The following is a 19,584-nucleotide window of genomic DNA, read 5'->3' on the forward strand; positions in this document are numbered from 1 at the left end:
GGGGTGCGCTACGGGACGAGGACGACCTTGCCCATCGTGCCGCGCGTCTCCAGGGCGCGGTGGGCCGCCGCCGCCTCCGCGAGAGGGAAGCGCTGAACCGCCGGGACCAGGCGCCCGGCCACCGCCTCCGCCAGGGCCCGGTTCTCCAGGGTGCGTACGGGGTTGTCGCCGCCGGCCTTGCCCAGCATCGCCGGGCCGAGTACGCCCTCGGAGGTGATGCCGCGCTCAGCGAGCTCCTCGTCGGTGAAGGTGAGCGGGGAACCGTCGTGCAGACCGTCCGACGACCAGCCGAAGACGACGTGCTTTCCGCCCTTGCCGAGGAGATCCACGGCGGCGCGGCCGGTGTCCCCGCCGACCGAGTCGAAGACGACGGTGGCTCGGCGGTCACGGTCGTCCAGGTACGCCCGTACCCGCTCCGGCCAGTCCGGCTGCTTGTAGTCGACGGCGAGGTCGGCGCCGTTCTCCTGCACGCGGGCGACCTTGGCGGGGCCGCCGGCCAGGCCGATGACGGTGCCGCCGGCGTTCTTGACGTACTGGACGAGGAGCGTGCCGATGCCGCCGGCTGCCGCCGGGACGATGGCTACGGTGTCGGCCGATACGTCGGTGAACTGGAGGATGCCCATGGTGGTGCGGCCGGTGCCGATCATGGCGACGGCCTGGGCCTCGTCGAGGTTCTCCGGGATCTCCTGGAGACGCTCGGCGTCGGTGACGGCCAGCTCGGCGTATCCGCCGGGGTTCATGCCGAGGTGGACCACTACGCGCTTGCCGAGCCACGACGGATCGGTGCCCTCGCCGAGCGCCTCGACCGTACCGGCGACCTCGCGGCCGGGGATGGTGGGCAGCTCGACGGGGGCGGGGAACGGGCCGGGCATGCCCTCGCGGAGGGCGGTGTCGAGCAGGTGCACGCCGGCCGCCGCGACGGCGATGCGGACCTGGCCGGGGCCGGGGGTGGGGTCAGCGGTTTCCTCGTACGTGAGGTTCTCGGCGGGGCCGTAGGCGTGAAGGCGGACTGCGTGCATGGCGGGCTCCTCGGGCTTGTTGATCTGCGACTGGGCCCAGGCTCTTGCCTCAAGCGCGGTTGAGGTCAAGCCCTTCGCGCCCTTCGCGGCCGGTGATCTTTCTGGCCCGCAGCGCGAGCGTGGCCGCCTCCAGGCCGCTGTTGAAGGCCACTTCCGCCAGCAGTCCCGGCGCCGCCACCTGGTCGCCCGCGAGGTACACGCCGTTGCCCCGGTTGATGGCGGGTCGGTCCCGCCAGGTGGTGCCGGGCCGGTCGAGAGCGCCCGTACGGCCTGCGGCAACGGCCTCGCGCCGCCAGGTGACGCGCTCGCGCCAGCCGGGAAAGCCGAGGTCGAGCAGGCGCTCCGCACGCGCGATGCCGTCCGCCTTGGACTCGCCGGGCCCGATCGGGAACTGGCTCTGGACGAGCTGTTCGCCGGCCGGGGCGAGGGTGGGGTCCTGGGCGGCGAACCGTTCGATCCAGCCGGGCGCCTCCAGGTCGGAGATGACGAACGGGTCGCCCCTGCGCGTCCTGACGGCCAGATCGAACAGCACCGTACGCCCGCTGTCCCAGGTCAGGGTGGCGTCGTCGCCGAGGAGCCTGCGGGCGGCTTCCAGAGACGTCGCGACGATCACCGGGCCGCCGTTCTCGGGCAGGGCGGTGACACGTTCCGTCGTCTCGATCCGTACGCCGAGATTCCAGGCCTTCGCGGCCATCCGGTCGACGACCGAGGCCCAGCCGCCGCGCGGGTAGTGCGCCTCGGGCGGAAGCTTGACGACGCGCCGCAGCCGCTCCTGGACGAAGGGCGCGGAGAGGGAGCCGGGGTCGTGGTGGAAGAGGGCGACCGCCATGTAGGTGGCTGCCGCGCGCGCCCCGGCCTCGCCCACCTCGCCGGTGGCCCAAGTGAGGAAGTCGGCGTTCACGGGGGCCTTCGCGGTGGAGCGCAGGCCCAGCTTCACCAGCGCGAGCGGCGGGGTCCTGCGCAGGGCACCGCCCCGGTGAAAGCGGAAGCGGGCGCCTTCGAGCGGGGGCACGGCCATGACCGGGCCGAGGAGGTCGCGCTGCTTGAGCCAGGCCCAGAGCGGCCCGCCGTTGTAGAGGGCGTGCGGGCCCTCGTTGGTCTTGTACGGGCCCTCGGCGGTGCGGGCGCGTCCGCCGAGGGTGTGGTGGGCCTCGTACAGGGTCACCTTGGCGCCTGATTCGGCCGCTGTGATGGCCGCGGTGAGGCCGGCGACGCCGCCGCCGATGACGGTGATGTGGGGGCGCATCTTGCTGGTCTCCTTGCCGTCGTTGGTCGCTCTCACTGGTGGAGACGGATGGCGGGGGCGTGGATGTGACACAGTGCCGGGGGGATTGTCAGTGGGGTGGTCCAGCATGGGTGGATGGCACGGAACACGAACATCCCGAGTACCCCGGGCTCGAAGAAGTCCCAGGCCGTTCTCCCTGTGCGGCGCCCCGAGGTGCGGCTGCCGCCGCTCGCTCCGTTCGGGCCCGGTGAGCTGGAGTCGGAGGGGGACTACGACGGGCTCGAATTCCGGGACCTCGACCTGGCGGGCCAGGAGGGGCGCGGGGCCCGCTTCATGGACTGCGCTCTGTACGGCGTCGCGCTCGACGAGACCAGGCTGAGCCGGGCGCGCATCATCGACTCGGTGCTGGACGGGGTACGGGGCGTGGGCACGGACCTGGCCGAGGCGTCACTGCGCGACGTGGTGGTGATCGACGCCCGGCTCGGCGGGCTCCAGCTGCACGCGTCGTCCCTGGAGCGGGTGCTGGTGCGGGGAGGGAAGATCGACTACCTGAATCTGCGCAGGGCGCGCCTGAAGGACGTCGTCTTCGAGGGGTGCGTGCTGGTCGAGCCGGACTTCGGCGGGGCGCGCCTGGAACGGGTGGAGTTCCGCGACTGCGTTCTGCGGCGGGCTGACTTCAGCTCGGCTTCGATGGCCGACGTAGATCTGCGTACGGTCGCGGAGCTGGACATCGCGCGGGGCCTGGACCGGTTGGCGGGATCGGTGATCAGCCCGGCGCAACTCCTGGACCTGGCACCGGCGTTCGCGGCGCAGATGGGGGTGCGGGTGGAGCATCCCGGGGCGTAGGGACGAGTAGTACGGCCTAGGAGGGCAGGCGGGGGAAGCGGGCCTGGAGGTCCCAGATCGCCGGGTTGTCGGCGAGGCCGTCGTGCATGTCGGTGAGGTCCGCGATCAGGTCGTGCAGGAAGTCGCGGGCCTCGCGGCGCAGCAGCCGGTGGCTGAAGGTGATCGGCGGCTCCTCGACCGGCATCCAGTCGGCCGCGATGTCGACCCAGCCGAAGCGGCGCTCGAAGAGCATCCGGTCCGTCGACTCGGTGAAGTCCAGCTCGGCGAACTGCGGCTTGGCGGAGCGGCTGCCGCGCGGGTCCTGGTCGAGCTGCTCGACGATGTCGCACAGGGCCCACGCGAAGTCGAGCACGGGAACCCATCCCCAGGCTGTGGACACTTCCCGGTCGGCCTTGGTGTCGGCGAGATAGACGTCCCCGCAGAAGAGGTCGTGCCGCAGGTCGTGGACGCCGGCGCGCCGGTAGTCGGTCTGCGGGGGGTCCGGGAAGCGGCGGGAGAGGGAGTAGCCGATGTCGAGCACGTAGTCGATGGTGTCATGCCCGGTGGCGCTTCCAGTACGACCAGGTGACGGCGGCGAACAGCGGGGGAATGGCGAAGAGCGGGGCGTAACAGAGGCCGGTCACGGCATTCGCGGTGGCGGACATGTAGGTGCGGCTTTCGACGGCGAAGTACAGCACCACCTGGCTGAGGGCGAAGAGGTTGGCGACGATCGCGCAGCCCCAGGCCACGCCGGCGACGGTCCTGGGGCGGGACAGACGCCACCGGTCGGTGACCAGCAGGAGGGGGAGCAGGGCCGCGAGCTCGCCGACGACGACGAGGGTGACGAGGTACGCGACACCGCCGAAGCCGGGCAGGCCGAACTTCTCGCGCAGGATCTCGTCGCTGTATCCGACGTAGACGCCACACGCCATCGCCAGCCGCCACAGCCCGGAGGGAACCGCACACAGAGCGATGGCGTGAGCTGCCCGCCGGGCCCATCGGGGAGCGGGTGCCGGGGAAAGGGCGGATCCGGTGGCCGGGGCGCGGTGCGTGGGTGCTGTCTTCATGATGGACAGACTTCCGCGGTCCAGGCGCCGCCGCTTCGTCCCGGACGGCGGACCGCCTCCGCCGGACGGCGGAGGCGCCTTCGCTCCTGGGAGGAGCCACGTGTGGCGGCGGGCCTCGGTCCGCGCCTCACCTTCACGGCAGCAGGCGCTGTTCCTTTGCCACCGCTACCGCGCCGGACCGTGTGTCCACGCCCAGCTTGGCGTAGATCCGGCCCAGGTGGGTCTTCACCGTCGCCTCGCTGATGAACAGCGCGCGGGCGATCTCGCGGTTGCCCAGGCCGTGTGCCAGCTGGCCGAGGATGTCCGTTTCGCGTTCCGTCAGGGTCGGCCGGGCCGCCCCGCGCATGCGGTCCATGACGCGGCTGGCGACCGGTGGGGAGAGTGTCGTGCGGCCTTGGGCGGCCGAGCGGATCGCGGTGAAGAGTTCCTCCGGGCGTTCGGCCTTGAGCAGGTAGCCCGTCGCGCCCGCCTCGATCGCCCGCGTGATGTCCGCGTCCGTGTCGTACGTGGTGAGGACGAGGACGTGGACGCCGGTCGGGGCGATGCGGCGGGTGGCCTCCACGCCGTCGATGCCCGTCCCCAGCTGGAGGTCCATGAGGACGACATCCGGGTTCAGCTTGGCGGCCAGCGCCACCGCCTCCTCGCCGCTGCCGGCCTCCCCGACGACCTCGATGTCCGGTTCGCTGCCCAGCAGGGCGAGCAGTCCGGCGCGTACGACCACGTGGTCGTCGCAGAGCAGGATGCGTACGGGTTGTGGACTCGGGGTCGGGCTCGGACGCGGGCTCGGACGCGGGCTCGGACGCGGGCTCGGACGCGGGCTTGGGCTCGGACTCATGGCTGGGGCTCCAGGGGGATCGCGGCGGAGAGCACGGTGCCCTCGCCGGGGGCCGACTCGATCGTCAGGGTGCCGCCGAGCTGGCGCGCCCGTGCGCGCATCGCGGGCAGGCCGTGGCCGCGTACGCCGGGAGAGGCGGACGGTACGTCGTCGGGTCCGAAGCCCGTGCCGTCGTCCGCGATGTCCAGGACCACCTGGTCGCCCAGATACGTCAGCGTCAGGGCCGCCGCCTGCGCGTTCGCGTGTTCGCGTACGTTCGCCAGCGCGCCCTGCGCGATCCGCAGCAGCGCGGACTGCACCCGGTCCGGCAGCGCGGCGACCGGCGTCCCGTCCACCCGGAACGCGGCGGACTCCCGGGCGGCGAGCATCCGCAGCGCCTCCTCCAGGCTGCCGCCCTCCGCCAGGTCGGCGGGGGCCAGGTCGTGGACAAAGCGGCGTGCCTCGGCCAGGTTGCGCTCCGCGATGGACTCGGCCGTACGGACATGGCGGCGGGCCGTCGCCGGGTCGGCGTCCCACTGCCGCTCCGCCGCCTGGAGCAGCATCTGCTGGCTGGACAGGCCTTGCGCGAGGGTGTCGTGGATTTCCATGGAGAGGCGCTGGCGTTCGGCCAGCGTGCCCTCGCGGCGCTCGGTCGCGGCCAGTTCGCGGCGCGTACGGATCAGGTCGTCGATCAGCGCCCGCTGGCGGGCCGCCTGTCGCTGCATGTGTACGAAGAACGCGGTCGCGACGGCCGCCACAGCGGGCGGCGCCAGCACCAGGTTCGGGTCGAAGCCACCGCGCGACAACTGGAGCTGGGCGGTGACGACGAACACGGTGAGCAGCCCGACCAGGACCAGTGCGGCGCGGGACGGGAGCGTACGCAGCCCGGTGTAGAAAAGCGGCACCGCACACCACGCGAAGCTCGGCGCCAGCACCACGAGCACCATCCAGACAGCGACGACCCTGCCCAGCCAGAACAGCCGACGGGGCGTGGGGCGGGCGGCGCCGGGGGCGGCGGGGCCCAGGACGGGGCCGAGTACGTACAGCAGGGCCAGCGTGATGCTCAGCGCGATGATCCACGGCGTACGGGCCTCGCCGGGGTGCCGCAGCAGGAACCGGGCGAGCGAGGCGCCGAGCAGCAGGAAGAACGCCACGTGCATGACGGGGGCGAGCCAGCGGGCGTCGGGGTCGGGCTGCTGGTCCTGGTCTTGGCGTTCGTGTTGGCCCTGGTCCTGGCTCTGGCCCTGGCCATGGTCCTGGTCCTTGTCCTGCCGCACCGCTCGCTCCTCGCGCTGACCTGCGCCTACGTCCCCATGGTGACCCGGTGGGACCAGACCCGCATCAACCGATCGGCTGACGGAGAGGTCGGCCGTCCCGCACGCCGTATGCAGCCGGTACGCCGACCGTACGGGCCCGGAAGCGGCCGGAGGATCGACAGCAGAGCCGAGTGGGGCGGAAGAAGGTCCCACCGCGGTCCCACTCACACCTTCCCCAGGAGCCCCGCCATGAAGAAGCTTTCGCTGCGCACCCGTGTCCTGACCGGCGCCGTCGCCGCTGCCGCCCTCAGCGCCGGCACCTTCGGTGCGATGTCCGCCAACGCCACCGAGCCCGCCGCCGCGCCGGCCGTCGCCGTCCAGGCCGACACCGCCAACAAGAACCTCCAGCAGTCCACCCACCTGACGATCGCCGCCGCCACCGAGGCCGCGCAGGCCACCCTGGACGCCGCCGAGAACGAGAACCAGCGCATCACCGTCGCCGTCGTCGACCGCAACGGCAACACCATCGTCACGCTGCGCGGCGACGGCGCCGGCCCGCAGTCGTACGAGTCCGCCGAGCGCAAGGCATTCACCGCCGTCTCGTGGAACGCGCCCACCTCCGAGCTGGCCAAGCGCCTCGCCCAGGCTCCGAACCTGAAGGACATCCCCGGCACGCTCTTCCTCGCGGGCGGTGCCCCGGTCCAGGTCAAGGGCGCGCCGATCGCGGGCATCGGTGTGGCGGGCGCGCCGAGCGGCGACCTGGACGAGAAGTTCGCGCAGGCGGGCGTCGCGGCGCTGGGCAAGTAGGCGCGTACGTACGTAAGTAAGTGCGTACGCCAGTAAGCACGAGTACGTACGTGAACGACTGAGGAGGGCCTCCACATGAACCTGAATCCTGCCGAGCGCCGGCTCCTCGACGCCGCCGCCCGCAGAGACGCGGCCGGTGTCCGGGATGCCATCGATGAGGGCGCCCGCGTCGAGAGCCGTGACGAGGAGCTGCGTACCCCGCTGCTGCTCGCCTCGCTCGGCAGTCATGTGGAGGCGGCCACGCTGCTGGTCGCGGCCGGGGCGAACCCGGACGCCCAGGACCGGCGCGAGGACAGCGCCTGGCTGGTCACGGGCGTGAGCGGCAGCGTGCCGATGATGCGGGCCCTGCTGCCCGCCGGACCCGACCTGAAGCTGCGCAACCGCTTCGGCGGGATCTCCCTGATCCCGGCGTGTGAGCGCGGCCATGTCGACTACGTACGGGCGGTGCTGCGCGAGACGGCCATGGTGGCCGATGTCGACCACGTCAACCGGCTCGGCTGGACCGCACTGCTGGAGGCCGTGATCCTCGGCGACGGCGGCCGTACCCACCAGGAGATCGTCGAACTCCTCCTCACGGCGGGCGCGACTGCGGACCTCCCCGACGCCGACGGGGTAACCCCGCTGGCCCACGCGGAGCGCCGGGGCTTCGACGCCATGGCGGCCCTGCTGCGGGCGGCCACAGGGCCTGGGCGTGACCGGGTGGGGCGGCACATTTCGCGCATAGGATCATCTGTGTGGATCAATGGACTCGCGTACGCCGAACAGCTCCCGCCGTCGCCGGAACTGTCGCCGTCGCCGCTGCCACCCTGCTTGCGTCGCTCACGTCCTGCATAAGTCTCGGCGGGCTCGGCGGCGTCAGCGGTACGCCGGGCGCGTCGGGCGTACGCGACCCGTACTTCCCCAGACTCGGCAACGGCGGCTACGACGTCCAGCACTACACCCTGACCCTGGACTACGCCCCGGAACGTGACCGCGGTGACCGTGGTGACCGTGGCGACCACGTCGGTCCCGCGGACCACGTCGGTCCCGCAGGCCGCCTCACCGGCACCGCCGAGATCACCGCCCGCGCCACCCAGGACCTGAGCGCCTTCAATCTCGACCTCCACGGCCTGGACGTTGCGTCCGCGACCGTGGAGGGTGCCGAGGCCGCCGTAAGCCGCGCGGGCAACGAGCTGACGCTGCGCCCCGACACCGACCTGACCGAGGGCGAGACCTTCACCACCGTGGTCCGTTACTCCGGCAACCCCGCCACCATCACCGACGCCGACGACTCGCAGGAGGGCTGGCTGACCACTGTGGACGGCGCGGTCGCGCTCGGTCAGCCGACCGGGTCGATGGCGTGGTTCCCCGGGAACCACCACCCCAGCGACAAGGCGTCGTACGACATCACGGTCACCGTCCCCAACGGCCTGAAGGCCATCTCCAACGGCGAGTTGAAGAGCGAGCGACGGGCCAAGGGCGGCCGTACAGCCTTCGCCTGGCACAGCGGTGAGCCGATGGCCAGTTATCTCGCCACCGTCGCCATCGGGGCGTACGAGACGAAGACCTCACGCACACCGTCGGGCGTGCCCGTCTACACAGCCGTCGATCCGACGGTCACCAAGGGCAGCGCCAAGGTCCTGGCCACCGTCCCGGACGTCATGGAGTGGGGCGTCAAGAACTTCGGCCCGTACCCCTTCTCCTCCACGGGCGCGATCGTCGAGCGCGGCAACGACTCCGAGTACGCCCTGGAGACGCAGACCAAGCCGGTCTTCCCGGGCGCACCCGACCAGGGACTGCTCGTCCACGAGCTCGCGCACCAGTGGTTCGGCAACTCCGTTACGCCCAAGTCCTGGCGAGACATGTGGCTGAGCGAGGGCTTCGCGACGTACGCGGAATGGCTGTGGGCCGAGGACTTCGAGAACATTCCGGTGGGCGCCAGCTTCCGCCGCGCCTTCGGTGAGAAGGCCAACTGGGAGTTCCCGCCGGCCAAGCCGCCCACCGCGGCCGACATCTCGGACGCCCCCGTCTACGGGCGCGGCGCCATGGTGATTCACAAGATCCGTGAAGCGGTGGGCGACGATGCCTTCTACGACATCGTGCGGGACTGGACCGCCGCCCACCGCCACGGCAATGCGTCGACGGACGACTTCACGGCGTACGTCGAGAAGAGGTCCGGCAAGGACCTGAAAGGCCTCTGGGACACCTGGCTCTACGGCCAGGACAAGCCGACCGTCCGCTAGCTGACGTTTAGTTGACGTTGATGGCGGTCCAGGTGGCGGCTACTGCCTGGTACTCCGCGCTGCTCGCTCCGTACAGGTCGCCGGCCGCCTTGAGGGTCGCGACGCGCGCGCCCGCGTAGTCGGTGGACGAAGTCATGTAGGTGGAGAGGGCCTTGTACCAGATCTTGTACGCCTTGACCCGGCCGATGCCGGTGAGTGTGGAGCCGTTGGCGGTCGGGGAGTCGTACGCGACGCCGTTGATCGTCTTCGCGCCGCTGCCTTCGGAGAGGAGGTAGAAGAAGTGGTTGGCGGGGCCGGAGGAGTAGTGGACGTCGAGGCGGCCGACGTTGCGTGACCAGTAGTCGGCGGAGTTGCCGTCCCGGCTGGGCTTGTCCATGTAGCGCAGCGGCGTGCCGTTGCCACGGATGTCGATTTCCTCGCCGATGAGGTAGTCGCCGGTGTCGCTGCTGTTGGCGGCGTAGAACTCGACGGAGGTGCCGAGGATGTCGCTGGTGGCCTCGTTGAGGCCGCCGGACTCGCGGCTGTAGCGCAGGCCGGCGGTGGCGGAGGTGAGGCCGTGGGTCATCTCGTGGCCGGCGACGTCGATGGAGGTGAGCGGCTTCTGGTTGGCTGCTCCGTCGCCGTACGTCATGCAGAAGCACTGGTCGGACCAGAAGGCGTTGACGTACGCGTTGCCGTAGTGGACGCGGGAGTACGCCGCGACGCCGTCGCCGCGGATGCCGTTGCGCTGGAGTTCGGTCTTGTAGAAGTCCCAAGTGAGGGCGGCGCCGTAGTGGGCGTCGACGCCGGCGGTCTGGCGGTTGGTGGGCGTGCCGTCGCCCCAGGTGTCGTCGGCGTCGGTGAGGAGGGTGCCGGTGCCGGTGGTGCCCTGGTTGAGGTCGTACGTTTTGTGGCCGCCGCGGGTGCTGTCGGTGAGTGTGAAGCCGGAGCCGCCGGGGGACGTGCCGAGCGGGACCGTGCCGCTGTACTGGCCGGTGCCGGAGCCGGTCTCGATAGCCTCGAAGTCGTACAGCTTCTTGCCGGTGGCGGCGTCGGTGATGACGTGGAGTTCGCTGGGAGTGCCGTCGTGCTGGAGGCCGGTGACGACGGTCTCGTAGGCGAGGACGGGCTTGGCCGCGTTCGAACCTCCCTCACCCTTCCCGGCCCAAATGACCTTCCGGGGGGCCTTGGCCTTCGTGTCCTTCTCGCCGGAGGCGGCGAGGGCGGCCTTCTTGGCGGAGGCGGTGGATATCGAGGCGCCCGTCGAGGGCACGGCTATCCGGGCTTTGTTCGCCTTGTCGACGCCCTTGTGGGCGCCGCCCTTCGCGGTGTGGACGACGAGGTCGCCGCCGAGGACGGGCAGCCCTTCGTACGTCCGCTCGTAGCGGGTGTGGACGGTGCCGTCGCGGTCCTTGACGACGTCACGGACGACGAGCTTTTCCTTGGAGCCGAGCCCGAGCTTGTCTGCCGTGGCGTCGGCGTCGGCCTGCGCGTCCTTGATGGCGACGGCCCGCTGCGGGGCGCTGAGCGGCAGGGCGGTGGCGGCCGCGGCGCGGTCCGCCGTACGGTCCCCGGCCTCCGGGGCGGCGGTGGCGGTGGCGGAGCCGGCCTGGACGCCGACGACGACCATGGCCGCCGACGCGGCGAGCGCGGCGGCGCGGAGCGCGGTCTTGCGGGGGGTGGAGCGCGGGGTGGCGCGGGGAGCGGGGGACTGCAGTCTCACTCGGACTCCTTCGTCAACATCCGGCCGTGGGGGGCGGCGCGGAGAGAGAGTGTCATCGAGTGATCCGTCATTGACAGGGGCTCGACAAAGTTTGACCGGTTCTTGTCCGAAAGGTGCGTACCTCTGTCCGTTAACCGGGCGTCGGCGGCCTGTTGTGCGGGGGTTGGGGCGGGGTTGGGCGGCTTGGCCGGGGGCGGGCGGTAACCAGTGCTCGCTTCTGGGTGTCGGGCCGTCCCGAGCGCTCCAGGGCCGGTGGGCCGTGACGGCGCGTCAAGGGCGCTCCTACGTCGCGTCGCCTGCGGCGATGTCGCTGCGCTCCACCCTTGACCCGCCGATGGCCAGGCCGGACGAGTGACGAGGCTCGTAGGCGCGGCCGACTCGACACTCACGGCCCGCACGTGCCGGATTCAATGCAACGTCTCAGCCGAAGGCGGCGATGTGGCGCTGTGCCCAGTCGGCGAAGGTGCGGGGCGGGCGGCCGAGGACCTTCTCGACGTCGGGGCTGATCCGCTGCTCGGCGGGGTTGGGCGCCCCGAGGATGGACAGGGTCGTCTCGACCACGGGCGCGGGCATGAACTCCAGCAGCTGCGCGCGCGCCTCCTCGCGGGTCTGCTCGATGAACCGGATCGGCTCGCCGAGCGCCGCGCCGATCGCCTCGGCTCGTTGCCGAGGTGTGCTGAGGGCCGGGCCGGTCAACTCGTAGACCTGTCCGGCGTGACCGTCCTCGCGCAGGGCGGCAGCGGCGACCTCGGCAATGTCGGCAGGGTCGATGGTCGGCAGTCCGACGTCCGCGAACGGAGCGGCGGCGGTCCGTCGTGTACGTACCGACTCGGCCCAGGCGTACGCGTTGGAGTCGAAGCCGCCAGGTCGCAGGATTGTCCACTCCATGCCTGACTGCCGCACGGCGTCCTCGAATGACCGGCCCGTGCCCCCGTGGGAGGCCGACTGCGGTCGCGTCGCGACTCCTTGAGAGGACAGCAACACGATCCGTCGGACTCCGCCGGCTTTCGCGGCATCGAGGATTTCCTGGGGGCTCAGCAGGTGCGCACCTGCTCCGGAGTCGTGCAGGAACAACGCGTCAGCGCCGTCAAAAAGGGGCCGAAGGCTCTCGGGGACGGCCAGGTCCGCCCGCTGGTGCACGACGCCTTCGGGCGCGTCCAGGCCCGAGATGCCTCGGGACACCGCCGTGACCTGCGCACCGGTTGCCGAGAGTGCCTGCACGAGCGGTCGGCCAACATTGCCGGTCGATCCCGTCACTACGATCATGAACAACTCCCCTGTTACGTCACCGTGTTGCTCGCGCCCGAGCGGGCGGGAACGTGAGGGACGCTAACACCGTCGGTATAGTAGGTACCTAGAAGAAAGTGACTATGCCGAGGGGGAACGCATGGCAGACACGGCAACCGGTATGCCACTCGTACCGACCGACCCTGAACTCGCCTGTCCGATCGGCCCAGTCGTGGACATCGTGTTCAGCCGGTGGACTACACCGATCCTGTGGACGCTCAACATGCACGGTCGGCAGCGGTTCGTTGAGCTGGAACGGCGGATCACCAGGATCACGCCGAAGGTCTTGACCCAGCGGCTACGGCAACTCGAACGCGACGGCATGGTCGTGCGCACTTACCACCCAGAGGTCCCGCCTCGGGTCGAGTACGAGATCAGCGAGCTCGGCCGCAGCCTTGCCCCGCTGTTCGCTCATCTCACCGAATGGGCCACTACGAACCTCGACAAGGTCGAGCGGGCACGGCACGAATACGACACCGATTCGCCCCAGTAGCGCGCCGGCTGCTCCCGGGTGGTCTGGTTTCGGTTCGCGTGAGCCCCGAGGTGCCCTGTGCCGAACGCCGCTTGGGTGGCGTGCTGGGCTCGTGCCTCGGTGTTCGGCGCGCCACCACCCATCCACATCAGCAACGCGCTTGAAGCTCGGCCGATCACCGGCCGGGGTGGACGCCGAACCCGCCCGAGTCCCCCATTCAACTGACGCGCCCACCCGCGCAGGCATGAGTCCGCAGGGGTGACCGGACATGTGAACTGGCCGTCGTCGTGGGTGCTCGCCAAGACGTCGGGCGGCTGTCGCGGAACTCCGCGAAGAATCCAGCCTCTTCGGGCGTACCGAGTCGGCGGTTCAGCCCGGCGCCGGGCACTTCCCCCGCCAGGACGAGCCCGCGTGGTTCTCGCGGACTCGTCTCGGACCTTTCTCAGCTGACGGCGTCGAGCAGCAGTTTCGCCGCCACCATCGCCCCGTCGGTGCGGACCGTGCCGGCCACGGCCTTCGCCCGGGCGCCGGTTTCGGGGTCCAGGACCGTCTTGAGCGCGGCCGACAGGGACTCGACGGTCGGAACCGGACCGTCGTGGGCTACGCCGATGCCCAGCTCGGCCACCCGGCCGGCCCAGTACGGCTGGTCCGCCAACTGGGGCACCACCACCTGGGGAGCGCCGGCCCGAGCGGCCGTCGTCGTCGTACCCGCGCCACCGTGGTGCACGACGGCAGCCACCCGTCCGAACAACTGCTGGTGGTTGACCTCGCCGACGGCGAAGCAGTCGTCCCGGTCGTCGATGAGGCCCAGATCCGCCCAGCCGCGCCCGACGAGTACCGGGCGGCCGTTCGCGCGAACCGCCTCGATGGCCACCCGGGCCGCATCCTCACCTGCGCGCACGGCCATGCTGCCGAAGCCCACGTACACGGGCGGCGCGCCGGCATCCAGGAAGGCCACCAGCTCCGCCGGGAGCGGCCGCTCATCGGGCAGCACCCACGCGCCGGTCTGTACTACGTCGAGGTCCGGCGTCTCCAGCCACGGGTCCAGCACCGGGTCCGTCGCCAGCCACGGCCGGTCGCCGAAGGCGTAGTCGCGGACGTTGTCCACCGGGGGCAGGCCGATCGACGCCCGGCTGGTGTTGAGCGCCTCACCGAACAGCGCATTGATGCTCTGGGCGTCCAGGTCCCACAGTGCCCGGTTGTCGGTCACCTCCGGCGGGAACGGCCGCCCCGGGTACGCCAGCGGCGGGCGCTGCGGCGAGGGCAGGGTCAGCTGCTGGAAGATCGCGGATACGTAGCCGATGCCCAGCTTCTCGGCCACCGACCGCGCCCCGGCGATGGCCGGCATCGCGCCCGTCGCCACCAGCACGTCGCACCCCTCGGCCGCTGCGGGTATCACATGGAACTGACCGGCAATCAGTTCGGCTGCGCGCTGCGGCAGATTGGCCTTCGACGGCGGTGGCGCCGCAGTCGTCAGCGCGCGTGCCGACTGCCCGACGCCCACCATGGACACGCCTACCCCGGCCAGCCGCTCCGCGAAGTCCTCGTCCGGCGGCGCGCACACCCGCACCTCCGCGCCGAGTTCCCGCAACCGCACCGCGAGCCCCACCAGCGGTTCGACGTCCCCACGCGACCCATACGTCGACAACAGCACACGCACTTCGTTGATCTCCTATCGTTTCCGTAGTTTCTTGGCCAGGCCGACCATCCTGAGATACGGCCCCGGTTTTGCCTCACCCCGGTGCGCTGCGCGTTGCGCCCGGCAGGGAGTGAGTGGTTTCCCTTCCCCCCTAGACCGGGTGCGCCCCACCCACGCACCCGTCGGACGGCAATGGCACAGCAGCCACTCCCCGACCCTTCCCCGTGGGCCCCCATCGCAGATGCGCTCAACGCCCCGGGGTCGTCAGCGCCCCGGCAACGCGGCAGGGCCCCGGCCGTAGCCAGGGCCCTGCTGGGGTGCAAGCTGAGGCCGGTGAACGGCAACAGCGACAGACAGTCAGGCAGTTAGACGTTGACGCCGAAGTCCGACGCGATGCCCGTCAGGCCGGACGCGTAGCCCTGGCCGACCGCGCGGAACTTCCACTCCGCGCCGTTGCGGTAGAGCTCGCCGAAGACCATCGCGGTCTCGGTGGCGGCGTCCTCGCTCAGGTCGTAGCGGGCGATCTCGGCGCCACCGGCCTGGTTGACGATGCGGATGTACGCGTTGCGCACCTGGCCGAAGTTCTGGCTGCGGGTCACCGCGTCGTAGATCGAGACCGGGAAGACGATCTTGTCGACGTCGGCCGGCAGGCCCGCCAGGTTGACGTTGATCGCCTCGTCGTCGCCCGCGCCTTCGCCACTGCGGTTGTCGCCGGTGTGGACGATGGTCTGGTCCGGCGTCGCCTTGTTGTTGAAGAAGACGAAGTGACCGTCGGAGTAAACCTTGCCGGTCGGGTTGACCGCGATCGCGGACGCGTCGAGGTCGAAGTCGGTACCGGTGGTCGTACGGACGTCCCAGCCGAGGCCCACCGTGACGGCGGTCAGGCCCGGGGCCTCCTTGGTGAGCGAGACGTTGCCGCCCTTGGACAGACTTACAGCCATCGGGATGTCCTCTTCCTTGAAGTCGTGCGGGCCGGTCGGACCCGTGGAGTCCGAAGCTACCGTCACCCGCTCTAACGCCGACAGGCCGCCGCAAGGTTCCAGGTCTCCACGGAAAAGCTCCACAGAACGTCTCCACGGAAAAGTGGGTGACGCGGTGGCCGCGAACACGGGATCATTGGACGCATGTCCGGGCCTCATGTCATTCGCGGTGCTGTCTCCCTGCCGGAGGCAGAGCTCATGTGGCGTTTCTCCAGGTCCTCCGGACCCGGCGGCCAGCACGTCAACACCACAGACTCCCAGGTGGAACTCCGCTTCGACCTGGCGAAGACCGAAGCGCTGCCTCCCGTCTGGAAGGAGCGCGCGCTGGAGCGGCTCGCTTCCCGGCTCGTGGGCGGCGTCGTCTCCGTACGGTCGTCCGAGCACCGTTCCCAGTGGCGCAACCGCGAGACCGCTCTCGTCCGGATGGCGGCCCTGCTCGCCGAAGCGACAGCCCCGCCGCCCAAGCCGCGCCGCGCCAAGAAGATTCCACGGGGCATCAACGAGCGTCGCCTGCGGAACAAGAAGGCGCGCAGTGAGACCAAGCGGGGCCGCTCGGGCGGCTGGGACTAACCCAAGTGCCGGTATCGGCTCTTGAAGTACGCCAGCGGGCCGTCGTCCCCGCTCGCCACGTCCACCGCCAGCACCCGGCCGATCACCAGCGTGTGGTCCCCCGCCACCACCCGCTGCTCCGTCCTGCACTCCACCACCGCTAGCGCTCCGCCGACCAGCGGGGCCCCGGACGCGGCGCCGCGCGTGTGGGGGATGTCCTCGAACAGCAGGCGGTCGCTCAGCCGGCCCTTCATCGCGAACCGTCCCGCGATGTGCCGCTGGCTCTCCGACAGGAGTGACACCGCCCACAGCGGCTGCTCCGCCAGCAGATCGTCCATGCGTGAGCCGTTCCGTACGCTCACCATCACCAGCGGCGGGTCCAGCGACACCGACATGAAGGCCGTCGCCGTCATGCCGACGTCCTCACCGCGCGCCCCACTGTCCGGATCGTGTGCGGTCACGAGGGTCACGCCCGCCGTGAATCGGGACATCGCGGCGCGGAACTCTTCGTTGCTCACCCCCTCAGGATGGGGGATCGACGGAGCAGGGGGCTGGGGTTGGCGAGTCGTCTGGAACACACACGGAACGCTATGCCCGGGGCTCCCGCCGTCACCATCGGGCATTGGGACCAGTACGCTCCCCTCCCGGTCCTAGGACCCCTGGTGCCGGGAGTATTTGCGTTCAGGAAACCTATGGAGCGCTCCCTCGGTCCCCATAGGGCCATTCATCACCTGACGTGACTTGAGTCACAGAGCCCAGTATTTGCTGACCCTGTGTACCGAGTGGGCAGCTCGCTGTGATTCAGTGGCCGTGATACTGCAACAAAGTGCGGCGATGAGAATCCTGGAGTTGCTGTCGAGGTCTCGGGGAGAGCGAACAATGGAGGCCGAGTCCGAGCCGTACGTCCGCCTGGCGACGCTGCGGCAGCTGCACCAGGTGGTCGCCGACCTCAATCGGGCCACCAGCCTGGCTGACACCTTGCAGGCCGTCGCCGACGGAATAGTCGCCGGCCTCGGGTACGAGCTGGCCTGCGTAAACCTCGTCCAGCCCGACGGCGACCTGGTCATCGCCGCCTTCGCGGGCAACCCCGCAGCCGAAGCCCTGATCACCGGCCGCGTCGGCTCCCGCGCCTCCTGGGAACGCCGCCTCTCCATGGGCGAGGCATGGGGTGACCTGCACTTCATTCCGCACACCGAGGGCTGGGTCCTCCTGGAGGACGACGTACCCCAGTGGCACACCGAGGGCCCCGAGCCCCGCTTCGCCGACGAGTGGCACCCGCAGGACCGCCTCTACGCCCCCATGTACGCGTCAGGCGGCGGCCAGGAGCTCCTCGGCGTCATTTCCGTCGACCGCCCCCGCAATGGACGCCACCCCGGCGCCTGGGGCCAGGAGGCGCTTCAGATGTACGCGTCCCAGGCGGCCATTGCGATCAGCAACGCCCGGCTTCGCGCAAACATGCAGCGCGCCCTCGTCCGCCTGGAGCGCGAGCAGCAGGCCCTGCGCGCCAGTGAGGAATCCTTCCGCCAGGCCTTCGAGTACGCCCCCAGCGGCATGGCCATCGCCGAAATGGGCGGCGACCAGCACGGCCGGCTGCTGCGGACGAACGACGCGCTGTGCCGCCTGCTGGGCCGACCCGCTTCCGCGATGCGCCGCTATTCATTCGCCGATCTCGTCCACCCCGAGGACATCGGCACGCTTCTCCGGACCTCCGCCGAGGGCGGGCGCGCCGAGCTACGCCTGGGGCGGCGCGACGGGACGTACGTCTGGGTGTCGCTCCGTAACTCCGTCGTCGCCGACACCACCGACGGCCCGCGCTTCCTCCTCACCCACGTCGAGGACATCGAGGAGCGCAAGCGCCACGAGCTGCACCTCGCCCACCGCGCCTCGCACGACGCGCTCACCGGCCTGCCCAACAGTGCCGAGCTGCGCTCGCGCCTCTCCGCCCGGCTGTGCCGCCGCCCGCACTCCGCGCGCGCCACGGCGATCGAGGCCCTGGACGCGGCGTACGGCGAGCCGGCGGCGCCCGGGAGCGCCGTGCCCGAGCACGACTTCGACTACAACCCGCACACGGACGCGGGCTCCTACGACCACCACGTCCACATGTTCGCGCCCACCTCGGACGCCGACGGAGGGGCAGGCGGCGGCGCCGTCGACGACGGCACGAAGGGTCTCGCCGTCCTCTTCTGTGACCTGGACGGCTTCAAGTCGATCAACGACCGGTTCGGGCACCACACCGGCGACGCCGTCCTGATCGAGGTCGCCCGCCGCCTGACGACGTGCGTACGCGACGGCGATACGGTCGCCCGGCTCGGGGGTGACGAATTCGTCGTTCTCGCCGACGGTCTCGGCAGCGCGGACGCCGCCGACCTGGCCGTACGCTTGCGAAACGCCATCATTCCGCCGATTCGGGTGGACGGCAGGGCGGTCCGCGTCGGAGCCAGCTTCGGCATCGGCTGGGCGAGCTGCGGGATGTCGGCGGAAGAGGTGTTGCAGTCCGCTGACCAGCGGATGTACGTGGAGAAACGCTCCCGTGCCAAGGTTCACAGGCGCGCGGGCTGACGGATGCCCTAATACCGCACTGTGTTCTTCGCCAAACCTTCAGGTTGCCCATTCGGGGTAGGCTCGCCCGGTCGGCGACGGCTGGCGAACATGGTGAGGAGTGACCAGGGATGACTGCCGCGAACAACGGCACGAGCACGCCTGAGGACGACGATCCGTTCGGCTACCTCTACGAGGACGGACGGGCGGCGGGCGCAGTCTCGCCCCGCTCGGGAGGCTACGGCTACCCGGGTCCGGCCGCGCAGCCCGGGGTGCCCAGAACCTCGTACCACCAGGTGGGAACGGTCGGCCAGCGGCAGTACGGGCAGCAGCAGAGCCAGCAGCAGTACGGCCAGCAGGTGCCCCCGCAGCAGGCGTACGGCCAGCAGGCCCAGCAGGGCCAGCAGAACTACAGCCAGCCCAACGCCCACTACGCGGCCCCCGAGACGCAGCCCGGCGGCGCACCCACCCGCCAGGTCCCGTACGCGGGCGGCGGCGGTGATGGCGGCCGCAGTGGCGGACCCAACACCAAGGGTCTGCTGATCGGCGCGGTGGCGGTGGTCGCGGTCGTCGTCATAGGAATCGGCATCGCCCTGCTGACCAGCAACAACAAGGACAACAAGAACGCGCAGGCCGGTGACACGGGCGGCGGCGGTTCGTCGGCGGGCCAGAACGTCAAGCCGAGCGACGACCCGACCAAGAAGCCGGCGAAGCCCGAGGTCAAGCTGCCCAAGAAGGACGCGGCGCTGCTCCAGCTCTCCGGTTTCTCCACGGACACGACGATCCCCGGCGCCAGGTCGTCGAGCGGCGCGTACGTGCCGCTGAATACGCCGGGCGCCTCGGCGACCTGGACGGTGAAGGTGCCGAAGGCCGGCGCGTACACGCTGTCGATCGACTACGGCGTGCCGGGCAAGGACGCCAAGACCTCGCTGACCGTCAACGGGAAGCCGCACGGCGGCGGCCTCAACATGAAGAACTTCGCTTACGCCGAGGAAGGCGACTGGGAGAAGGGCTGGACGAACACGTACGCCTTCGTCAACCTCACCAAGGGCGAGAACACCTTCGTGATCTCCTGCGGCGAAGGCGACCAGTGCGAGGCCAACCTCGACCGGCTGGAGCTCAAGGCCGGCCACATCAAGTGATCGAGTGATCGCGAGATCGAGATCGCGTGATCCCCGCGCT

The 19,584-nt window shown here is 70.6% G+C and carries 18 protein-coding genes and 1 pseudogene; 8 read left to right on the plus strand and 11 right to left on the minus strand.

The window, feature by feature from the left end; all coding sequences use genetic code 11:
• Positions 1 to 8 precede the first annotated feature (8 nt).
• Both J7E89_RS21415 and J7E89_RS21420 read right to left on the minus strand, forming a co-directional pair.
• Complete coding sequence (locus J7E89_RS21415) at positions 9 to 1,019, minus strand: zinc-binding dehydrogenase (RefSeq protein ID WP_214975910.1); 1,011 nt, start codon at positions 1,017 to 1,019, stop codon at positions 9 to 11.
• Between the two features lie 49 nt (positions 1,020 to 1,068).
• Positions 1,069 to 2,265, minus strand: a complete 1,197-nt coding sequence (locus J7E89_RS21420) for an FAD-dependent oxidoreductase (protein WP_214976097.1) — start codon at positions 2,263 to 2,265, stop codon at positions 1,069 to 1,071.
• Positions 2,266 to 2,379: 114 nt separating this feature from the next.
• Between J7E89_RS21420 and J7E89_RS21425 the strand changes: the two genes are divergently transcribed.
• Positions 2,380 to 3,090, plus strand: a complete 711-nt coding sequence (locus J7E89_RS21425; protein ID WP_214975912.1) for a pentapeptide repeat-containing protein — start codon at positions 2,380 to 2,382, stop codon at positions 3,088 to 3,090.
• 16 nt (positions 3,091 to 3,106) lie between these two features.
• Here the strand turns inward: J7E89_RS21425 and J7E89_RS21430 are convergent, their stop codons facing one another.
• The 4 genes from J7E89_RS21430 to J7E89_RS21445 form a co-directional block, all read right to left on the minus strand.
• Positions 3,107 to 3,610, minus strand: coding sequence for a hypothetical protein (locus tag J7E89_RS21430; RefSeq protein WP_214975914.1), 504 nt, complete (start codon positions 3,608 to 3,610; stop codon positions 3,107 to 3,109).
• A 13-nt stretch (positions 3,611 to 3,623) separates the two neighbouring features.
• The gene (locus J7E89_RS21435) at positions 3,624 to 4,136 is read right to left on the minus strand and encodes a hypothetical protein (protein ID WP_214975916.1); all 513 of its coding nucleotides are present in this window, start codon (positions 4,134 to 4,136) and stop codon (positions 3,624 to 3,626) included.
• Positions 4,137 to 4,269: 133 nt separating this feature from the next.
• Entirely contained in the window at positions 4,270 to 4,971 is a 702-nt protein-coding gene (locus J7E89_RS21440; protein WP_251060878.1) for a response regulator transcription factor, read from the minus strand.
• Positions 4,968 to 6,110 carry a sensor histidine kinase gene (locus tag J7E89_RS21445; protein ID WP_214976099.1) on the minus strand — a complete coding sequence of 381 codons (1,143 nt, stop codon included), beginning with the start codon at positions 6,108 to 6,110 and terminating at the stop codon, positions 4,968 to 4,970. The genes J7E89_RS21440 and J7E89_RS21445 overlap by 4 nt, the downstream gene beginning before the upstream one ends.
• Positions 6,111 to 6,455: 345 nt before the next feature.
• On the opposite strand from J7E89_RS21445, the gene J7E89_RS21450 reads away from it, so the two are divergent.
• The 3 genes and pseudogenes from J7E89_RS21450 to J7E89_RS21460 all read left to right on the plus strand — a co-directional run bounded on the left by J7E89_RS21450 (position 6,456) and on the right by J7E89_RS21460 (position 9,235).
• On the plus strand, positions 6,456 to 7,013 hold the full coding sequence (locus J7E89_RS21450; RefSeq protein WP_214975918.1) for a heme-binding protein: 558 nt from the start codon (positions 6,456 to 6,458) through the stop codon (positions 7,011 to 7,013).
• Positions 7,014 to 7,088: 75 nt separating this feature from the next.
• A pseudogene (locus J7E89_RS21455) lies at positions 7,089 to 7,691 on the plus strand (ankyrin repeat domain-containing protein); the annotation flags it as partial.
• 56 nt (positions 7,692 to 7,747) lie between these two features.
• Positions 7,748 to 9,235: a M1 family metallopeptidase gene (locus J7E89_RS21460; protein WP_374196848.1), complete on the plus strand. Its 1,488-nt coding sequence runs from the start codon at positions 7,748 to 7,750 to the stop codon at positions 9,233 to 9,235.
• Between the two features lie 7 nt (positions 9,236 to 9,242).
• Here J7E89_RS21460 and J7E89_RS21465 read toward each other — a convergent pair whose 3' ends face one another.
• Together J7E89_RS21465 and J7E89_RS21470 are read right to left on the minus strand one after the other, a co-directional pair.
• A complete protein-coding gene (locus tag J7E89_RS21465) occupies positions 9,243 to 10,844 on the minus strand; it encodes a M4 family metallopeptidase (RefSeq protein WP_214976101.1) in 1,602 nt (533 codons plus the stop codon).
• Between the two features lie 513 nt (positions 10,845 to 11,357).
• Positions 11,358 to 12,203 carry an NAD(P)H-binding protein gene (locus tag J7E89_RS21470; RefSeq protein WP_214975922.1) on the minus strand — a complete coding sequence of 282 codons (846 nt, stop codon included), beginning with the start codon at positions 12,201 to 12,203 and terminating at the stop codon, positions 11,358 to 11,360.
• 121 nt (positions 12,204 to 12,324) lie between these two features.
• Between J7E89_RS21470 and J7E89_RS21475 the strand changes: the two genes are divergently transcribed.
• The gene (locus tag J7E89_RS21475) at positions 12,325 to 12,717 is read left to right on the plus strand and encodes a helix-turn-helix domain-containing protein (RefSeq protein WP_214975924.1); all 393 of its coding nucleotides are present in this window, start codon (positions 12,325 to 12,327) and stop codon (positions 12,715 to 12,717) included.
• A gap of 421 nt (positions 12,718 to 13,138) precedes the next feature.
• Here the strand turns inward: J7E89_RS21475 and J7E89_RS21480 are convergent, their stop codons facing one another.
• Positions 13,139 to 14,356: a glycosyltransferase gene (locus J7E89_RS21480; RefSeq protein WP_308315555.1), complete on the minus strand. Its 1,218-nt coding sequence runs from the start codon at positions 14,354 to 14,356 to the stop codon at positions 13,139 to 13,141.
• 344 nt (positions 14,357 to 14,700) lie between these two features.
• Positions 14,701 to 15,276: a TerD family protein gene (locus J7E89_RS21485; protein WP_214976103.1), complete on the minus strand. Its 576-nt coding sequence runs from the start codon at positions 15,274 to 15,276 to the stop codon at positions 14,701 to 14,703.
• 174 nt (positions 15,277 to 15,450) lie between these two features.
• On the opposite strand from J7E89_RS21485, the gene arfB reads away from it, so the two are divergent.
• Complete coding sequence (gene arfB, locus J7E89_RS21490) at positions 15,451 to 15,885, plus strand: alternative ribosome rescue aminoacyl-tRNA hydrolase ArfB (RefSeq protein WP_214976104.1); 435 nt, start codon at positions 15,451 to 15,453, stop codon at positions 15,883 to 15,885.
• Here the strand turns inward: arfB and J7E89_RS21495 are convergent.
• Positions 15,882 to 16,382 carry a flavin reductase family protein gene (locus J7E89_RS21495; RefSeq protein WP_374196849.1) on the minus strand — a complete coding sequence of 167 codons (501 nt, stop codon included), beginning with the start codon at positions 16,380 to 16,382 and terminating at the stop codon, positions 15,882 to 15,884. The genes arfB and J7E89_RS21495 overlap by 4 nt on opposite strands.
• A 361-nt stretch (positions 16,383 to 16,743) precedes the next feature.
• Between J7E89_RS21495 and cdgB the strand changes: the two genes are divergently transcribed.
• Positions 16,744 to 18,423 carry a diguanylate cyclase CdgB gene (gene cdgB, locus J7E89_RS21500; protein ID WP_214975928.1) on the plus strand — a complete coding sequence of 560 codons (1,680 nt, stop codon included), beginning with the start codon at positions 16,744 to 16,746 and terminating at the stop codon, positions 18,421 to 18,423.
• Positions 18,424 to 18,533: 110 nt separating this feature from the next.
• The gene (locus J7E89_RS21505; protein ID WP_214975930.1) at positions 18,534 to 19,544 is read left to right on the plus strand and encodes a carbohydrate-binding protein; all 1,011 of its coding nucleotides are present in this window, start codon (positions 18,534 to 18,536) and stop codon (positions 19,542 to 19,544) included.
• Positions 19,545 to 19,584 lie beyond the last annotated feature (40 nt).

Origin of the sequence: Streptomyces sp. ISL-100 (assembly GCF_018614615.1) — a bacterium.
Lineage (GTDB): Bacteria > Actinomycetota > Actinomycetes > Streptomycetales > Streptomycetaceae > Streptomyces.